A 15978-nucleotide genomic window follows, 5' to 3' on the forward strand; every position below is an offset into this window, starting at 1 on the left:
GGTGCTAACGTTTCCGCTTGCTTGGGGCTGTGGCGCAGTTGGTAGCGCGTCTCGTTCGCAATGAGAAGGTCAGGGGTTCGAATCCCCTCAGCTCCACCAAAGCAACGAGAACCGGCAAGTCATCTCTGACCTGCCGGTTCTCGCGTTTCGGGGGTGGGGAGCGGGACTTCCACGGGCGGGATTCACCGCGAAATCCCACCTCGCGTACCCCCGCGTACCCCCGCCCCGGTGGGGACCCGCGGACTGCCTGCCGCGTGCTCCGGCCGAGACTGTCGGATGCCTCCGCGGCGACGCCGTCCCCGCGTCCCCCAGTGCGTCCCCCGCCGCGTCCCCGCTGCTGCGGCGCCTTGCGACGGACCCTGTCTCGGGGCAGGTCCGCGGCCGGGATCGTTCAGCCGGTCCAGGCCCGCCTGGTCCGCCGAGGTGCCGAGAAAGTGCAGATAGCGGTTCGTGGTCGCGATCGACTCGTGACCCATCCAGGCCTGCACGGTTCCGGGGTCCACGCCGCGGGCCAGCCACAGGCACGCGGCGGTGTGGCGCAGGTCGTGGATGCGACGGCCTCCCGCGGTCTGTTCCCACTTGACTGTGCGCAACACCGCATTGCGATGCAGTTGAGAGCCGCCCGCCGTGGTGACCAGGAGATCGGTGGGCTCCTTGCCGGCCGCCATGCGCTGGATGATCGGCAGGACACGATCGGCCACCGGCACACGCCGCCCGCGGCGTCCCTTGGTGGCCTTGACCGCGCCGCCTTCGGACTGCGAGCGGCGCACCAGTAGTCCGGGTGTGGGTACGTCGACCACGTCCTCCACCAGTGCGGCGCGCGCCTCGCCCCACCGCATCCCGGTCCAGCCCAGCACGAGAAGGACGTCGGCCAGCTGCGGGTCGCGTTCCTTCCACAGCTCGTAAGTGGCCTCGAGCTCGGCCTCGGTCCACGGCCGCATCTCGGTCGGTTCTTCCGAGGACCGCGGAACCTTCGTCGTGGTCACCGGATTGCGAACGACGGCCTTCTCCCGAACGCACCAGGCGAAGAAGGTCGACAGGCTCGCGCGGTACCTGGTCACCGAGCGCTCGCTGAGCCCGCGCTGGATCAGATGCTCGAACGAGCGCGCAATCTCCCGCTCCGACACGGCCGCCACGTGCATGAGCTGCATGCTCGTCGGCACCAACCGCTGAAGAGCTTGGTCGCTGCGGTACGTCTTCGCGGCGACGGTGAACTCACGAACGACCAACCACTCCTCGAGCAGCGTCCTCACCTGGCGGCGTCCCGCGCGGGGGTCGATCCCGCCGGCGAGCGCGGCCTTCTCCCGCGACAGCCACTCGCTCGCCTCGCGCTTCGTGTCGAAGGTCCGGCTGGCGATGAACTGCCGTCCGCTCTTCAGCCGCGCCCGGAAGCGACCGCTGGAAGTCTTCTCAATCATGTGCGTCGATGCGCCCGATCAGGACGCCCGTGAGAGCCAGAGCTCGACATCGCGGCGCCGGTAGCGCGGGCACGTTGGGGTCATCTACGTCACCCGTGGACCCATCCCGCATTGCCGCCACCGGCACAGGGTCGACTCGGACACCCGGATCCACCGCGACAATTCGCCGCTGGTGAGAATCTCCTCCACCGTTTCCATCGGGCCACCTCCAACTTCCGGGTCGGCGATCCGCCGCCCACGACACCTTGATGTTCACCTAGGGACCGAAAGCGCCCTCGAGCGATCAACGGAGCCTGTGGAATCTCTGCAATTCACCGGGCTGCAGGGGATACATCGGAGTGGGCAGCCCGTGAATCGCTTTACAGATAACCACCGGAAGAGGCAGTATTCTGTTATGGCGATCGGAGGGGACTTCCTGACGACCCAGGAGGTGTCCGGTCTCTTGGGCGTCGAGGCGCGCCAGGTCCGCGGCCTCGCCGAGGCGGGGGCCATCACCCGCGTCGCGCGCGGAATCTTCGACCGCACCTCGGTGGAGCGCTACCGCGCCGAGCGCGGTTCGGGCCGGACCCGGACCTGGGCAGAGCACACTGCCTGGGGAGCCGTCGCCCTACTCTCGGGCGCGGCCCCGCTGGGCCTGGGTGATGTCCAGACGTCCCGGCTCCGCGCCGCCCTGCGCGACATCACCGACCCGACCGACCTGGCCCTCCGTCTGCGCGACCGCGCGAGCGTCACTACCTGGTCAGGCCACCGCTCCGTCATCGACCGCGTCCGCGCGGAACTCGTCGTCCCCGGCCGCCAGTGGCTCGGGCTCGTCGAGGACGCCACCATCGTCGATGGCTACATCCATGCCGACCGGATCGCTGACGTTGTGCGCCGCTGCCGGCTGGTCGAGGACACCACCGGGTTGATCACCCTGCGCTCCACGTCCATGGACATCGACTTCATCAAGTCCCTGGCGGCCTTGAACAGGACGCTCGCCGCTGTCGACGCCGCCACCTCCCTCGACCCGCGCGAACGAGGCGTGGGAGTGCAGGTCCTGCTTGGCCGGTTGGAGTTGTTCCGCGAGAACGGTAGGGGGTAAGCAACCGGGTATGAAGCGCCCCATCATCGACGTCGCCGCCCCCGCGGGAGGCTGGCCCGACCCGTGGCCGAACGTCGCCGAGATTGCCGCGGTGCTGCCGACCGACAAGTGGACTCTGGTCGGCGGCCTGATGACCCAGTTGCACTCCATCCACCACGGGCTGGGGATCGTGCGCCCGACCAACGATGTCGACATCGTGCTGCACGTCGAGACGTCCCGCGGCGTCGCCGCCGAGACTGCGACCGCGCTGCGCTCGCTGGGCTACGAACTGCGTTCGGCCGTCGATCCGCGTGACAACACCGCGCACCGTTTCTACCGTGGCACCAGCAATGTCGACCTGGTCGCCAACGGTCCCGACGAGGCGGCGGAGGAGGTCGTCGACGTCTTGATCACCGACCACCACGCTCCGAAGGTCACCGAGCGGCTCGCCGGACGCGACATGGTCCGCATCGAGGGCGGCACGCAGGCACTACGACGCACCATCAACGCGCGCCTGGAGATCGAGCCAGAAACCATCACCACAATCTCGGTACCCGGCGCGTTCGGTGCACTCGTCTTGAAGGCAGCCGCCTACAAGACGGGTCTCTCGCGACCCCGACCGCCATCTGCGCGACGCCGTGGCCCTGCTCGCCTGCATCGATGACCCATTCGCCGAGCGCGAGGGCTTCACCGGATCCGACCGATCCCGGCTCCAGGCCCTGCGTACCCGGCTCACACCGGACAACATCTCCTGGACCGTGCTGACCGGCCAGCCCCGCATCGACGCCGAGACAGCCCTGGAGATACTCACCGACGAGATCTGACTCGGACGGCAGCCCAGCCGCGGTCATGGCTGACCAGCGGCCACGAGCATGGAACGCCGGACAGCGATGAGGAAGTGCCACACACCTGGTGCATTCTCGGTCGAGTTGCGTCCGGCGTAATCGTCAGCGGCGCCAGCGCGTGCCTGGGCGGGGCCGGCGCAGACGCTCCAGTTCGTCGGCGACACTGCTCCACTTGGCCTCTCGCAATGCATCCCGGGCGTCGCGATCAGCGAGCTCGCGCAGGATGCGGCGGCAGGCGCCGGGGGAGTCCAGGACGGCACGGACATGCTCGTCGAGGCTCGTGGCTTCCTTGATGAACGTGACGGCGCTGTGGCCGGCTTCGGCGGCTCGGCGCTCCTCGGACGCGAGCCGGCGGCAGGCGCTGCTGCACCACCGTCGCGGACGGCCTGCACTCGGGCGGTCGGAGACGTGGAATGGCTTCCCGCAGCGAGGGCAGGTCGTGATCACTGGTCGCGCTCCAGCGTGAGTGTCCAGTCCACGACGGCCCGGCGATGCCAGCGCAGGTGTTTGCCCAACCGGAACCCCTTAGGCCCCAGTCCCTTGGCGCGCCAGGCGTAGATGGTCTTGACCGGTACGCCGAGGTATTCGGCCAGATCCGCGGCGGTCCAGAGACGTTCGCCCGTGCTGTCGTTCGCGGCATGCGCAGGAGTGACCGGTTGTGGCGAGGACGGCGCAACTCGTCGCCGCGGCGACGGCTTTGGCGGGGATTGCGGTGGCGGCTCGTCCCAGAGACTTGGTTGGTTCTGTCCGTGCTTGTCGTTCTTCATTGCAGCCTCGTCCCGATCCCGTGGGTGCCCGTTGCACCTCTGCTGGTCTCCAAAGGGCACGGGTCGCAACGCAGCGATCATTCGCCGACCGAGATCTCGTCGACAGAGTCAATCTGCAGGCGACTCAGCCGGTGGTCGGCGGAAGTGCGCCCCGATGGAAAGCAGCTTTCACAACCTGTGCGGGGAATACGCCGGACGATTCCCATCCGACAATGCAAGAGGTGTGTGGCACTCGATCGTTTGCACTGCGGGTGGGGGACACCGAGCGTGAGCGTCGCGTGATGCCTATGTGCGATGAGGCTTCGATGAGATGCGGAGGTTTGGGCTCGTCGTCCTCGGATGCGAAAGGTCTCCTGGTGGCGCGCCGAGGCGCTTCTGCTTCGAACGCGACATCGACCACGCCCCTTCCTTGTCGGCCGCTCCATGGATGACTTCGGTGCATTGATGGACGGGACTTAATAACGAAGTTATAGTTATTGCATGAGCCGAGACCTGCAGGGCCGATCCGTCATCGTCACCGGGGCCGCGCGCGGCATTGGGGAGCAGGTCGCTCGAACGGCAGTCGCTCGTGGTGCCCGGGTCGGCCTGGTGGGACTCGAGGCCGAGCGGCTGCGGGAGCTCGCCACCGATCTTGGTGAGAGCGCGGTCTGGCGTGAGGCCGACGTGCGTGATGGTGACGCGCTTCGCGCCGGCATAGACGGCTGTGCAGCGGACCTCGGCTCCGTCGACTTCCTGGTCGCCAACGCTGGCGTCGCTGCCTACGGCACCGTGCGCAACATCGACGAGGCATCGTTCGAGCGGGTGATTGACATCAACGTGAACGGCGTCTTCCGGACCTTGAAGTACGCGACGCCCCATCTGGCGCAGAGTCACGGGCACGCGGTAGTCGTCGCGTCCGCACTGTCGTTCATGCCGTTGGCTGCAATGGCGTCGTACGGCGCCAGCAAGGCCGGGGTGGAGATGCTGGCGCTGGCCTATCGTCAGGAGGTTGCGCATCTCGGAGTGACGGTGGGCTTGGTGCATCCGTCGTGGATCGACACCGATCTGGTGCGCGGTGCCGAAGCCGACCTGCCGTCGTTCGCGGCGATGCGCCGGCGGCTGCCCTATCCGGGAAACGTCACGACCAGCGTGGATGACGCTGCTGCAGCCATCGTCGATTCGCTGGTAGGTCGGCGGTCGCGGGTCTACGTCCCGCGTGCCGTCGGTGTCGCGAACTGGGCGCAGGGCCTGCTGAATTCCCCGGCGGCGTGGCCGTGGATGCGCCGCTTCGCAGCGCGGACGGTGCCGACCCTGGAGCGCGAGGTCGACACTCTCGGGCGCAACGATCAGCTGGTCCCGTAGCGCGCCAGGGCTGCTTCGTGGGAGGCCAGGGCGCGCTCCGGGGTGTCGCCGAGGCCGACGCAGAAGGTCACGCCCATCGGGACCAGAACCTGGGTCAATGGGTCCTCGAACTCGACGAAGTGGTCGGCCAGTTCGAGGCTGATGTAGCCGTGGATGAAGCTCCAGGTGGAGGCTGCCACGACCTCGGGGTCGACGGCGGGGATCCGGCCGGATGTCACGAGGCGGGCGCAGGCGTCGGTCACGAGCGCGTAGGAAGCCTTGAAGCTGGGGGAGTGTCCGCTCAGCCGGGACCCTCCGCCGGCCGCGGGCCGGTAGGTCGCTCGAGTGGAGAGTCCGAACATCAGGTCGTAGAGGTGCGGGTTGGCCCGGGCGATCTGGCGGCAACGGGTGGCCATCGCGAAGAGGTCGGTCACCGGGTCGTCGGTCACCGGAACCTCTGCGAACGCCCGGCCAAGTTCCTCGAAACCGTGATCGGCCACGGCGCTGACGAGTTCGGGCACGCCGCCGAAGTGGCTGTAGACAACCATCGTCGACAGGCCACAGGCCGCGGCCACCGAGCGCACCTTGATGGCCGACGGGCCTTCCTCGGCGAGCAGCGTGACGGCGGCCGCCACCAGTCGCTCGGGCACGCTGCCGGAGATCTCGTCCACTGCCATGGTCCTGATGCTTTCACTCGTGGGCTGGATCACCCTTGTCGTCCGTTCATAACTTCGTTATTCTAGCGGAACGCAACGAGGAAAGCAGGCGTCATGGCGGAGAAGGAAACGGGTCACCTCGAGATCGAGGAACGCGGAGCAGTGGTCGTCGTACGCATCGATGGCGGACCGCGGCAGGTGTTCGGCCCCGACATCGCCGCCGAACTGGAGACGCTGGTCGACCGGGTGGACCGCGACCCCGACATTCGCGCGGTGGTCTTCACGGGCACCCACCCGGACCGGTTCGTCAGCCACGCCGAGGTCCGTTGGCTCCAGGAGGGCGGCGCGGCTGTCCCGGCTGTCGGTCGACGAGGGGCATCGGCGCTCGCGCGCACGGCGTACGGCGTCAACAAGGCCAGTGCCGCGCTGGCCCCCGCCCTCCGCAACACCCCGCTGTGGCCGGCCGTCGAGCTCGAGAGCCTGCACCAGACGTTCCTCAAGATGAATCGCAGCGGCGTCATCTTCATAGCGGCACTCAACGGCTCAGCCCTGGGCCTGGGTGCGGAGTTCGCGTGGGCCAACGACCTGCGCGTGATGGCCGACGGCGACTACTTCATCGGGCAGCCCGAGATCCTGCTCGGCATCATGCCGGGCGGCGGCGGCACCCAGCGCCTCACTCGACTGATCGGCACCCACCGGTCGCTGGTTGCGATCCTGGAGGGCAAGCCGTTCACGCCGGCCGAAGCCCTTGCGTTCGGCGCGCTCGACGACGTCGTACCGCAGGAGGAAGTGCTGGATCGGGCGCTGGAACTGGCCGCGCACTTCGGGGCCCGCACCAAGGAATCGGTGGCCGCGATCAAGCGCGCCGTCTACCTCGGCGGCTCGATGTCGCTGGAGGACGGCCTGCACGTGGAGCGCACCGAGTTCCTGAGGCAGGCCCTGTCGAAGGAAGGTCAGCGTCTGATGACGGGGTACATGGCGGACACTGAGGCGAGCGGCGAGTTGCCGCTCTACAGCGGCGACACGTTCGAACGCGCCATCGCTGAGGGCTCGGTTCCCCGCACCCAGAGCGAGGTGTCGGCGCGATGAGCACCAAGAAGGTCACCCGCCTCGACGTCCGTTTCCCGTCCGGCGACGCGGACTGCGCGGCCTGGTTGCACCTGCCCGCCGGTGTCTCGTCGCCGCCCGTCGTGGTGATGGGCCACGGGCTGGGCGCCACCCGCGACATGCGCCTGGACGCGTACGGCGAGCGCTTCGCGCAGGCCGGGATCGCCGCACTCTCCTTCACCTACCGGCACTTCGGCGACAGCGGGGGTAGCCCCCGCCAACTGCTGTCCATCAAGCGCCAGCTCGCCGACTGGGACGCCGCGCTGGCTCACGTGCAGACCCGGACGGATGTTGATCCGACGCGGGTCGCCGTGTGGGGCAGTTCCTTCGGTGGGGGCCACGCCATCACCGTGGCCTCCCGGCACCCCGAACTCCGGGCAGCGGTCGCGCAGTGTCCCTTCACTGACGGCCTGGCCTCGGCGCGCGCACTCGGCCCGCGAGGAACGGCGAAGGTGCTGCCCTCCGTGGCGCGTGACGTCTTCGCAGCCGCCCGCGGCCGCGCTCCCGTCACGATCCCGCTGGCCGCCGCCCCCGGCGAACTCGCCCTGATGAACGCACCCGATGCGCTGGACGGCTACCTGGCTCTGGTGCCGGACGGCGGCACCTTCGTCAACGAGGTCGCCGCGCGGGTCGCCCCGACGATCACGACGTACCGCCCTGGTAAGGCCGCGCGCCGCGTGAAGCCGCCGATCCTGTTCTGCATCACCAATCACGACACGGTCACGCCGGCTGCCCAGACTCTCGCGTACGCGAAGACCGCTCCGCGCGGCGAGATCAAGGAGTACGACGCCGGCCACTTCGACATCTACCTGGGCGACGCCTTCGAGGACGTCGTCGCCGACCAGGTCGAGTTCCTGACCCGTCACCTCCGGAAGGCCTGATCCCGGTGCACCTTGCTTCCGTCCCTGATCACCGCGCACAAATGGACCCGAACGGTCGGGCTGTTTCCGATGCGGCCCGGTCGCTCACCAACGCGGACCTGCTCCAGCAGGTGGCCGCGGCAGCGGAGCACCTGCGCGACCTCGGTGTCGGGCCGGCCGACGTCGTGGCGCTCAAGCTCAGCAACAGGGTCGAGTTCGTCGTACTCCTGTTCGCCGCATGGCGACTGGGCGCGACTGTCACCCCGGTGAATCCCGGTCTCACCGAGACCGAGGTCGCCCGGCAACTCGATGACGCGAAGGCCCGCCTCCTTGTCGCCGAGAGCGAGGAGGATCTGTTCATGGAGTGTGCGGGCCTGGCCGTCGACAATCTGCGCCGCACGGCCCACGACCCCATCCACGAGCCGAAGATCGATGACGCGGCGTTGGCTCTGCTGATCTACACGAGCGGGACCACCGGGGTGCCGAAGGGCGTGATGCTCGACCACGCCAACCTGCAGGCGATGGTCGAGATGGGCCGGCAGGGACTCGGTGTCGGTGCTGACGACCGGTGTCTGCTGATCCTTCCGCTGTTCCATGTCAACGGCATCGTGGTCAGCGTCCTGCTGCCGCTCGCCACGGGCGCGAGCGTGGTCATCGTGAGCCGGTTCAAGCCGCACACGTTCTTCGACCTGATCGAGGCCGAGCGGCCGACGTACTTCAGTGCGGTGCCCACGATCTACGCGATGCTGGCGGCGCGCCCGGCCGACGTCACTCCCGACACGTCCTCGGTGCGCTTCGCGGTCTGCGGAGCCGCCCCGGCGTCCGCCGAACTGTTGCAGCGCTTCGAGGACCGCTACGGGTTCCCCTTGATCGAGGGCTACGGCCTCTCCGAGGCGACCTGCGGTTCGACGATCAATCCGGTCGACGGACCACGTCGAGCCGGCACCGTCGGACTGCCCTTCCCCGGCCAGGAACTGCGGATCCTTGACGCCGACGGTGCCGAGGCGGCGCAGGGAACCGCCGGCGAGGTCGTCGTCCGCGGCGCGAACGTCATGCGCGGCTACCTCGGGCGACCCGACGAGACGGCGAAGGTCATCGTCGACGGCTGGCTGCACACCGGCGACGTCGGACTCCTCGACGCCGAGGGCTACCTCACCCTCGTCGGACGCTCGAAGGACATGATCATCCGCGGCGGCGAGAACATCTATCCCAAGGAGATCGAGGACGTCCTCGCCGCGCACCCGTCCGTGCTCGAGGCAGCCGTCATCGGTGTGCCTGACCCGGTCTGGGGCGAGGTCGTCGTCGCGTACGTCGAAGCGTCGCCCGACCGCGTGATCGACGTCGATGACCTGAAGCGGCACTGCGCGTCGGAACTGTCCGGCTACAAGCGACCGGTCGCATTCCACGTGCTCGACGCCCTGCCGCGCAATGCTGTCGGCAAGATCGCCAAACCCGTGCTGCGCACTTCTGCCCAGCGCAACGAGACCATCGAGAACCCTGCACAGAAGGTTGGCTGACATGAAGGCATTCGTCGTCGAGAAGTACGGCAAGGACGGCCTCCGCGCGGTCGACGTACCCGAACCCCAAGTGGGTCCGCGTGACGTCCTGATCCGGGTTCGCGCCGCGAGCATCAACCCGCTGGACAAGATGGTCCGCAACGGCGAGTTCAAACAGTTGCTCAAGTACAAGACGCCGTTCGCGCTCGGCCACGACCTGGCGGGCGTGGTGGCCCGGGTCGGCGCTGACGTCCGGTCGTTCGCGGTCGGCGACGAGGTCTACGCACGCCCACGCGACCTGCGCATTGGCGCCTTCGCCGAGTCCATCGCGGTCGACCAGGACGACGTCGCCCTCAAGCCGGCCAGCCTCACCATGGAGGAGGCAGCCGCCGTACCGCTCGTGGCGCTCGCCGCGTGGCAGGCGCTGGTCGACGTGGCCGACGTGCAGCCCGGACAGAAGGTTCTCGTCCATGCCGGCGCGGGTGGCCTGGGCTCGACGGTCATCCAGGTCGCGCGGCACCTCGGCGCGCACGTCGCCACCACTGCTCGTGGGGACGAGGCCGACCGGCTCCGAGCCCTCGGTGCCGACGAGGTCATCGACTACACGACGACCGACTTCGCTGACGTCCTCTCCGGATACGACGTCGTCCTTGACTCGCTCGGCGGCGAGAACCTGACGAAGTCCCTCACGGTGCTCAAGCCTGGGGGCCTGGCGATCAGCGTGGTCGGTCCTCCCGACCCGGCCTTCGCGTCACAACTCGGCCAGCCGTTGCTGAAGCCGGTCATGGCGGTGCTGGGTCGCAAGGTCCGCGCGCAGGCCCGGAAGCTCGGTGTCCGGTATTCGTTCTTCTTCATGCGGGCCGACGGCGCCCAACTCGCAGCCCTGGCCACGCTGTACGACGCCGGGGTGCTCAAGCCCGTGCTCGACCGCACCTTCCCGTTCGACCGCACCCTCGATGCGATGGCCTACGTCGAGCAGGGCAAGGCCAACGGCAAGATCGTCGTCACGCTCGAGGAAACCGCATGATCGAGACACAGTCGGGTCGCACGGCCCTCGCCGCGCCCACCCGGCGGATCCAGGCAGCCGGCACCCACTTCGCCTACCGCGACCACGGCCCCACCTCGGGCATCCCGGTCGTGTTCCTACACCACTTCACCGCGGTGATCGATGACTGGGACCCGCGCGTCATCGACGGCATCGCAGCCGACCGACGCGTGATCACCTTCGACAACCGGGGCATTGGTGGCTCGGGCGGACGGACGCCGGCCACCGTCGAGGCCATGGCTGACGACGCAATCGCGTTCCTGCGCGCCCTCGATCTCGGCCCTGTCGACCTGATGGGCTTCTCGCTCGGCGGCTTCGTCGCACAGGCCATCATCGAGCGTGAGCCCGCGCTGGTCCGTCGCCTGGTCCTGACCGGTACCGGCCCGGCAGGCGGAGCGGGCGTCGGTGAGTTCAACAGGCGGATGGCCAGCGACACCCTGCGTGGAGCGCTCACGTTGAGAGACCCCAAGCCGCTGCTCTTCTTCACCCGCACGCCGAACGGCAAGGCGGCCGCAGATGCCTACATGGCTCGGATCAGTGAACGCACCGACGACCGCGTCCGTCGTACGACGATCCGCAACGTCGCCGCGCAGATCACAGCAATCCACCGCTGGGGCGCCCGCGAACCCATGGACCTGACGGTGGTGGAGCATCCCGTGCTTGTCGCGAACGGTGAGGACGACCGGATGGTGCCGACGCGCAGCTCGTTCGACCTGGCGCACGACCTGCCGAATGCAACGCTGCGGATCTACCCCGACGCCGGTCACGGCGGTGTGTTCCAGCACCACGACCGGTTCGTCGCGGACGTGCTGGCGTTCCTGCGCTGACATTGCCAGCGCAGGAACGCCCGACAGATCAGCCGCGCAGCTCGGGGTAGAGCGCCTCGACGGGCTGGCTCAGTGCGGCCTTGACTCCGGCGGTCACCTCGTCGGCGATGACCTCGTACTCGCCGGCCTCGATGGCCGCGTACACGGCATGGACGAGGTCGGCCGGCTCCATCTTCGGGCCGTCCGCGTGCTCGGCCATCGCCGTGTCGACGTAGCCCATGTGGACTCCGACCACGTGGACGCCCTGGGGCGCCAGCTCGAGGCGGATCGAGTTGGTGGCCGACCAGAGGGCTGCCTTGGACGCGCTGTAGACGCCGCCGAAGGCGTACCAGCTCGCGACCGAGTGCACGTCGACGATCACCGACGTCGCGTGCGCGGTGAGCACCGGAGCGAACGCCTTGGCCATGAGGACCGGCCCGAAGAAGTTGGTCTCCATGCCGTCGCGCAACTCGGCCTCGGTGAGTTCGAGGATGCTGGCGCTGGCGGGGAGGGAGCCGGCGTTGTTCACGAGCACCGTGACGTCGCTGGCCGCCGCGACGACCGCGGCCACCGAGGCGGCATCGTTGACGTCGAGGGTCAGCGGCACGATGCGTTCGTCGTCCCAGGTGCGGGGCGTGCGGGCCGTTGCGTAGACCTTGGTGGCGCCGCGGGCCAGGGCGTCGTGGACGAACTCGGTTCCGATGCCGCCGTTGGCTCCGGTGACGAGGACGACGGCTTCCTTGAGTGAGGGCATGTGAGTCGGCTTCCTGAGTGGTTGAATGACGGTCATAATATTACACACGGCAGGTAATCGACTACGCTCTGATCAACAGTGAGGGGAGGCGTGATGGCGCGCTACGGCAGGGAACACAAGGAAGCGACGCGGCAACGCATCGTCGAATCGGCGGGCAATCGCTTCAAGCAGAGCGGCGTCGACGCCTCGGGCATCGCCACCCTCATGGCCGAGGTCGGGCTGACGAATGGCGCGTTCTATGCGCACTTCGAATCCAAGGACGACCTCGTTGCGACCGTCGTCGCCGAGCAGGTGCGCGCCCAGGTGGAGCGGATCGCCGCCCTTCCTGCCGGCCGGGCCGGTGTCGAGGAATTCATCCGTGACTACCTGTCGGTGGAGCACCGCGACAACCCGGCGAGCGGCTGCCCCTCGGCTGCCCTGCTCGACGAGATCGCCCGGTTCACCGATGCCACCCGGCAGGGCTACACCGACGGCGCCGGCGCCATCATCGACGAGATCGCGACCCGGTTGTCGCCACGGAATCCGGCGGGAGCGCGCGCCCGGTCCATCGGCCTGTTCACGCTGTTGGTCGGCACCCTCCAGTTGTCGCGCGCCGTGGCGGACCAGGAGCTCTCGCTCGAGGTCCTGGCGTCCGGGATCGAGAACGCCCGCGCCTTCCTGCGCTGACTCTGGTTCGTCCGGCCCGGACGTCGGGTGGATCGAGTCGGTCACACCCCCTTGCGCCAATTGTCGTACGATCGTAATATAACGACCGTAAGCCAATCGACGCATGAGGAGCACCGATGTCCCCGCTCAGCGAACCCCTTGATCTCCCGTGCGGCGTACGGCTGCCGAATCGCATTGCAAAGGCGGCGCTGAGCGAGGCGCTGGGCGATGCCGGGAACTCGCCCGACGAGCGGCTCGTCACGTTGTACCGCCGGTGGGCCCAGGGCGGCTACGGGCTGCTGATCACCGGCAACATCATGGTGGATCGCAACCATCTCGGAGAGCCGGGCAATGTGGTGATCGAGGACGATCGTGCGCTCGCCCAGCTCACCGAATGGACCAAGGCGGCTCACGATGGCGGCGCGGCGATCTTCGCCCAGCTCAACCACCCCGGTCGGCAGTCCAACCTGCTCGCTGTCGGCCATACGCCGGTCGCTCCCAGTCCGGTGGCGCTCGCCATGCCCGGTGCCGCGACACCGCGCGAGCTCACCGCCGCCGAGATCGAGGACATCATCGACCGGTTCGCGACGTCCGCCGCGGTCTGCGAAGAGGCCGGATTCGACGGCGTCCAGCTCCACGCCGCCCACGGCTACCTGATCACCCAATTCCTCTCGCCGCTGACCAACCTGCGCACCGACGAATGGGGCGGCACGCCGGAGCGGCGGATGCGCTTCCTGATCGAGGTCGTCCGACGCGTCCGGCAGCGAGTGAGCCCCGGGTTCGCCGTCTCCGTGAAGCTGAACTCGGCGGACTTCCAGCGAGGTGGCTTCACCGAGGCGGACTCGCGGGCCGTCGTGGCCGCACTCGCCAGCGAGTCCGTGGACCTGATCGAGGTTTCCGGCGGCAACTACGAGTCGCCGGCGATGGGTGGCTCCGCCGCCTCCTCGACCAGGGCACGCGAGGCCTACTTCCTGGAGTACGCGCGGTCGGTTCGCGGCGAAGCCGGTGCCGTGCCGATCGCCGTGACGGGCGGGTTCCGGACCCGGTCCGCCATGGAGGAGGCGGTCAACGCAGGCGACTGCGATCTCGTGGGCATGGCGCGACCCACCGTGACCACCACCGACGCGGCTCACGGGATCCTGGACGGAAGTACATCGGTGCTGGAGACCCACGAGATCCAGGCCGGCATGCGGAAGCTTCTCGGCCGCGTCACCGATGTGCAGGCGCTCGACGGGTTCCTGAACATCAGCTGGAACGTCGACCAGTTGCACCGACTCGCGCGCGGCCTCGAGCCCGATCTGGACCGCGGCGCACTGGCCACGGCCGTGGCGATGGTACGACGCAACGGCCGGGTGTCGTTCCGCCCGAAGCGCGGCGTCGCGTGACCCGCGAGTCCCGTACGTCGTACGACCTCACCGACAGGGTCGTGCTCATCACCGGCGGCAACGGCGGCATCGGTGCGGCGACCGGGCGCGAACTGCTCCGCCGTGGCGCGCGGCTCGTGGTCGCTGACATCGACGCCACGACGCCTGAGAAGGCGGCGGCGCTGGGTGCGGACCGGGTGCTCGGCTGCGTCGCCGACGTCCGGAGCCGGTCCTCCCTCGACGACGTCGTGGCCCAGGCGGTGGACCGCTTCGGCCGCGTCGACATCGTGATGGCCAACGCCGGGCTGCTGGCCAAGGCGGCAACCCTGCGCAACACGCCGACCAGTGACGTCGAGGCGACGCTGGCGGTCAACGTGACCGGTGTCGTCAACACGGTCGCGGCCGGGATCGAGCAGGTGATCGAGAACCAGGGGCAGATCGTCCTGATCAGCTCGGTCTTCGCGTTCATCAACGGCATGGGGACCATCCCCTACGCGATGAGCAAGGCAGCCGTCGAACAGCTCGGCCGAGGGCTCCGACTCGAACTCGCCGACCACGACGTCTCCGTGCTGACGGCCTACTTCTCGCTCGTCGACACCGAGATGATCAAGCACGGCGTCGACGAGGACGACGTGGTCCTCGAACTTCTTTCGACCCTGCCGAAGCCGATGCTCAAGCGGGTCACTCCTGCGTCCGCCGCGACGGTGCTCGCCGACGGGCTCGAGCGACGCTCGGTCCGGGTCATCCACCCGAGCGTGTGGCGACCGGTCTCGGCGTTGCGAGGCCTCCTCGGCCCGAGTCTCGATGCGCGATTCGCCGGCGACCGCCGCATCCTCGACGTCCTCGCTCGCCTCGACGCACGTGGCGCTGCAGTTCCCGCACCCGTTCCCGCAGCATCCTCACGAAGGAAGAAGTCATGACCACCTGGCGCGACACCCCGACCAAGACCATCACGATCGACGGCACCTCGTTCGCCTACCGGGAGCTGGGCACGCCGGGCGGCGTACCGGTGGTGTTCCTGCACCACTTCACGGCCGTCCTCGACGACTGGGACCCCCGGATCATCGACGGCGTCGCATCGCAGCACCACGTCATCGCCTTCGACAACCGCGGTGTCGGCTCGACCGGCTCCCGCGTCCCCAACGACCTCGAGCAGATGGGCGCCGACGCCATCGCGTTCATCCGGGCGCTCGAGTACGACCAGGTCGACCTCTTCGGCTTCTCGCTCGGCGGCGCAGTGGCGCAGATGGTTGCGCTGGAGGAGCCCGGCCTGGTTCGCCGGATGGTGCTCGCTGGCACCGGCCCCCGTGGCGGTGGCGGTATCTGGAAGATGCCGTTCATCGTGGGCGGCGCCTACGCCAAGGCCTTCGCCACGCGCAAGGACCCCCGTCATTTCCTGTTCTTCCCCCGCAACGCCGAGGGCAAGACGGCGGCGAAGGAGTACTTCGCCCGTCTGGACGAACGCACGGGTGATCGCAGCAAGCCGGTCTCCCGACAGGCAGCCGTTGCGCAGTTGCGGGCGATCACCACCGGCGGGCTGCACGCCCCCGATGACCTCTCGACCATCAAGGCGCCCGTCCTGGTTGCCAACGGCGACCACGACCTGATGGTCGCCAGCGAGCACTCCGCCGACATGGCACGGCGATTCCCCGAGGCCCGATTGGTCGTCTATCCCAACTCGGGCCACGGCGGTGTCTTCCAGCACCACCGGGAGTTCGTGCCCGAGGTCCTCGCCTTCCTGGCCGACCAGTGACCAAGCCGGACTTCGTCACCGTCGAAGACCCATCGCGTGGGCAATCGGCATCGACAAGCCGCCGTTCCCGCACCTCCCTGCA

General features: G+C 68.6%; 18 protein-coding genes and 1 tRNA gene. 14 read left to right on the plus strand and 5 right to left on the minus strand.

The window, feature by feature from the left end:
• The first annotated feature begins 23 nt into the window (after window positions 1-23).
• A tRNA-Ala gene (locus tag HRC28_RS06680) sits at window positions 24-99 on the plus strand.
• Window positions 100-182: 83 nt separating this feature from the next.
• On the opposite strand, the gene HRC28_RS06685 is transcribed toward HRC28_RS06680, so the two are convergent.
• Entirely contained in the window at window positions 183-1418 is a 1236-nt protein-coding gene (locus tag HRC28_RS06685; RefSeq protein WP_182379359.1) for a site-specific integrase, read from the minus strand.
• A 394-nt stretch (window positions 1419-1812) separates the two neighbouring features.
• Between HRC28_RS06685 and HRC28_RS06690 the strand changes: the two genes are divergently transcribed.
• The 3 genes from HRC28_RS06690 to HRC28_RS25115 are packed head-to-tail and all read left to right on the plus strand — an operon-like array spanning window position 1813 to window position 3302.
• Window positions 1813-2499, plus strand: a complete 687-nt coding sequence (locus tag HRC28_RS06690; RefSeq protein WP_182379360.1) for a hypothetical protein — start codon at window positions 1813-1815, stop codon at window positions 2497-2499.
• A 10-nt stretch (window positions 2500-2509) separates the two neighbouring features.
• Window positions 2510-3142 carry a hypothetical protein gene (locus HRC28_RS06695; protein ID WP_202033244.1) on the plus strand — a complete coding sequence of 211 codons (633 nt, stop codon included), beginning with the start codon at window positions 2510-2512 and terminating at the stop codon, window positions 3140-3142.
• Entirely contained in the window at window positions 3117-3302 is a 186-nt protein-coding gene (locus tag HRC28_RS25115; protein WP_202033245.1) for a hypothetical protein, read from the plus strand. Before HRC28_RS06695 ends, HRC28_RS25115 begins: the two co-directional genes overlap by 26 nt.
• A gap of 123 nt (window positions 3303-3425) precedes the next feature.
• Here HRC28_RS25115 and HRC28_RS06700 read toward each other — a convergent pair whose 3' ends face one another.
• Together HRC28_RS06700 and HRC28_RS06705 are read right to left on the minus strand one after the other, a co-directional pair.
• Window positions 3426-3770 (minus strand): hypothetical protein, encoded by a 345-nt coding sequence (locus HRC28_RS06700; protein WP_182379361.1) that lies wholly within the window; start codon window positions 3768-3770, stop codon window positions 3426-3428.
• On the minus strand, window positions 3767-4090 hold the full coding sequence (locus HRC28_RS06705) for a helix-turn-helix domain-containing protein (RefSeq protein ID WP_182379362.1): 324 nt from the start codon (window positions 4088-4090) through the stop codon (window positions 3767-3769). The genes HRC28_RS06700 and HRC28_RS06705 overlap by 4 nt, the downstream gene beginning before the upstream one ends.
• 480 nt (window positions 4091-4570) lie before the next feature.
• Between HRC28_RS06705 and HRC28_RS06710 the strand changes: the two genes are divergently transcribed.
• A complete protein-coding gene (locus tag HRC28_RS06710) occupies window positions 4571-5431 on the plus strand; it encodes an SDR family oxidoreductase (protein WP_182379363.1) in 861 nt (286 codons plus the stop codon).
• Here the strand turns inward: HRC28_RS06710 and HRC28_RS06715 are convergent.
• Window positions 5416-6087 carry a TetR/AcrR family transcriptional regulator gene (locus HRC28_RS06715; RefSeq protein ID WP_182379364.1) on the minus strand — a complete coding sequence of 224 codons (672 nt, stop codon included), beginning with the start codon at window positions 6085-6087 and terminating at the stop codon, window positions 5416-5418. The genes HRC28_RS06710 and HRC28_RS06715 overlap by 16 nt on opposite strands.
• Before the next feature lie 93 nt (window positions 6088-6180).
• On the opposite strand from HRC28_RS06715, the gene HRC28_RS06720 reads away from it, so the two are divergent.
• From HRC28_RS06720 to HRC28_RS06740, 5 genes are read left to right on the plus strand one after another with little or no spacing between them, the layout of a single operon-like run.
• Window positions 6181-7155 (plus strand): enoyl-CoA hydratase/isomerase family protein, encoded by a 975-nt coding sequence (locus HRC28_RS06720; RefSeq protein WP_182379365.1) that lies wholly within the window; start codon window positions 6181-6183, stop codon window positions 7153-7155.
• Window positions 7152-8054 (plus strand): alpha/beta fold hydrolase, encoded by a 903-nt coding sequence (locus tag HRC28_RS06725; protein WP_182379366.1) that lies wholly within the window; start codon window positions 7152-7154, stop codon window positions 8052-8054. Before HRC28_RS06720 ends, HRC28_RS06725 begins: the two co-directional genes overlap by 4 nt.
• Before the next feature lie 41 nt (window positions 8055-8095).
• Window positions 8096-9550 carry an AMP-binding protein gene (locus HRC28_RS06730; RefSeq protein ID WP_237111729.1) on the plus strand — a complete coding sequence of 485 codons (1455 nt, stop codon included), beginning with the start codon at window positions 8096-8098 and terminating at the stop codon, window positions 9548-9550.
• 1 nt (window position 9551) lies between these two features.
• Window positions 9552-10556, plus strand: coding sequence for an NADP-dependent oxidoreductase (locus HRC28_RS06735; protein WP_182379368.1), 1005 nt, complete (start codon window positions 9552-9554; stop codon window positions 10554-10556).
• Window positions 10553-11401 (plus strand): alpha/beta hydrolase, encoded by an 849-nt coding sequence (locus HRC28_RS06740; RefSeq protein ID WP_182379369.1) that lies wholly within the window; start codon window positions 10553-10555, stop codon window positions 11399-11401. The genes HRC28_RS06735 and HRC28_RS06740 overlap by 4 nt, the downstream gene beginning before the upstream one ends.
• 28 nt (window positions 11402-11429) lie before the next feature.
• Here the strand turns inward: HRC28_RS06740 and HRC28_RS06745 are convergent, their stop codons facing one another.
• Window positions 11430-12134, minus strand: coding sequence for an SDR family oxidoreductase (locus HRC28_RS06745; protein ID WP_182379370.1), 705 nt, complete (start codon window positions 12132-12134; stop codon window positions 11430-11432).
• A 93-nt stretch (window positions 12135-12227) separates the two neighbouring features.
• Here HRC28_RS06745 and HRC28_RS06750 point away from each other — a divergent pair, with 93 nt between their 5' ends.
• The 4 genes from HRC28_RS06750 (at window position 12228) to HRC28_RS06765 (ending at window position 15896) form a co-directional block, all read left to right on the plus strand.
• On the plus strand, window positions 12228-12800 hold the full coding sequence (locus HRC28_RS06750) for a TetR/AcrR family transcriptional regulator (protein ID WP_182379371.1): 573 nt from the start codon (window positions 12228-12230) through the stop codon (window positions 12798-12800).
• A gap of 116 nt (window positions 12801-12916) precedes the next feature.
• Window positions 12917-14164: an NADH:flavin oxidoreductase/NADH oxidase family protein gene (locus tag HRC28_RS06755; protein ID WP_182379372.1), complete on the plus strand. Its 1248-nt coding sequence runs from the start codon at window positions 12917-12919 to the stop codon at window positions 14162-14164.
• The gene (locus tag HRC28_RS06760; RefSeq protein WP_182379373.1) at window positions 14161-15063 is read left to right on the plus strand and encodes an SDR family NAD(P)-dependent oxidoreductase; all 903 of its coding nucleotides are present in this window, start codon (window positions 14161-14163) and stop codon (window positions 15061-15063) included. The genes HRC28_RS06755 and HRC28_RS06760 overlap by 4 nt, the downstream gene beginning before the upstream one ends.
• The gene (locus HRC28_RS06765) at window positions 15060-15896 is read left to right on the plus strand and encodes an alpha/beta hydrolase (protein WP_182379374.1); all 837 of its coding nucleotides are present in this window, start codon (window positions 15060-15062) and stop codon (window positions 15894-15896) included. The genes HRC28_RS06760 and HRC28_RS06765 overlap by 4 nt, the downstream gene beginning before the upstream one ends.
• The last annotated feature ends 82 nt before the right edge of the window (window positions 15897-15978 follow it).

Source organism: Nocardioides sp. WS12 (assembly GCF_014108865.1).
Taxonomy (GTDB): Bacteria; Actinomycetota; Actinomycetes; order Propionibacteriales; family Nocardioidaceae; genus Nocardioides.

Bases quoted from the DNA above. Each gene is read 5' to 3' on its own strand.
- HRC28_RS06685 (WP_182379359.1), bottom strand. From the start codon at position 1,418: ATGATTGAGAAGACTTCCAGCGGTCGCTTCCGGGCGCGGCTGAAGAGC.
- HRC28_RS06690 (WP_182379360.1), top strand. From the start codon at position 1,813: ATGGCGATCGGAGGGGACTTCCTGACGACCCAGGAGGTGTCCGGTCTC.
- HRC28_RS06695 (WP_202033244.1), top strand. From the start codon at position 2,510: ATGAAGCGCCCCATCATCGACGTCGCCGCCCCCGCGGGAGGCTGGCCC.
- HRC28_RS06705 (WP_182379362.1), bottom strand. From the start codon at position 4,090: ATGAAGAACGACAAGCACGGACAGAACCAACCAAGTCTCTGGGACGAG.
- HRC28_RS06710 (WP_182379363.1), top strand. From the start codon at position 4,571: ATGAGCCGAGACCTGCAGGGCCGATCCGTCATCGTCACCGGGGCCGCG.
- HRC28_RS06715 (WP_182379364.1), bottom strand. From the start codon at position 6,087: ATGGCAGTGGACGAGATCTCCGGCAGCGTGCCCGAGCGACTGGTGGCG.
- HRC28_RS06720 (WP_182379365.1), top strand. From the start codon at position 6,181: ATGGCGGAGAAGGAAACGGGTCACCTCGAGATCGAGGAACGCGGAGCA.
- HRC28_RS06725 (WP_182379366.1), top strand. From the start codon at position 7,152: ATGAGCACCAAGAAGGTCACCCGCCTCGACGTCCGTTTCCCGTCCGGC.
- HRC28_RS06730 (WP_237111729.1), top strand. From the start codon at position 8,096: ATGGACCCGAACGGTCGGGCTGTTTCCGATGCGGCCCGGTCGCTCACC.
- HRC28_RS06735 (WP_182379368.1), top strand. From the start codon at position 9,552: ATGAAGGCATTCGTCGTCGAGAAGTACGGCAAGGACGGCCTCCGCGCG.
- HRC28_RS06740 (WP_182379369.1), top strand. From the start codon at position 10,553: ATGATCGAGACACAGTCGGGTCGCACGGCCCTCGCCGCGCCCACCCGG.
- HRC28_RS06745 (WP_182379370.1), bottom strand. From the start codon at position 12,134: ATGCCCTCACTCAAGGAAGCCGTCGTCCTCGTCACCGGAGCCAACGGC.
- HRC28_RS06750 (WP_182379371.1), top strand. From the start codon at position 12,228: ATGGCGCGCTACGGCAGGGAACACAAGGAAGCGACGCGGCAACGCATC.
- HRC28_RS06755 (WP_182379372.1), top strand. From the start codon at position 12,917: ATGTCCCCGCTCAGCGAACCCCTTGATCTCCCGTGCGGCGTACGGCTG.
- HRC28_RS06765 (WP_182379374.1), top strand. From the start codon at position 15,060: ATGACCACCTGGCGCGACACCCCGACCAAGACCATCACGATCGACGGC.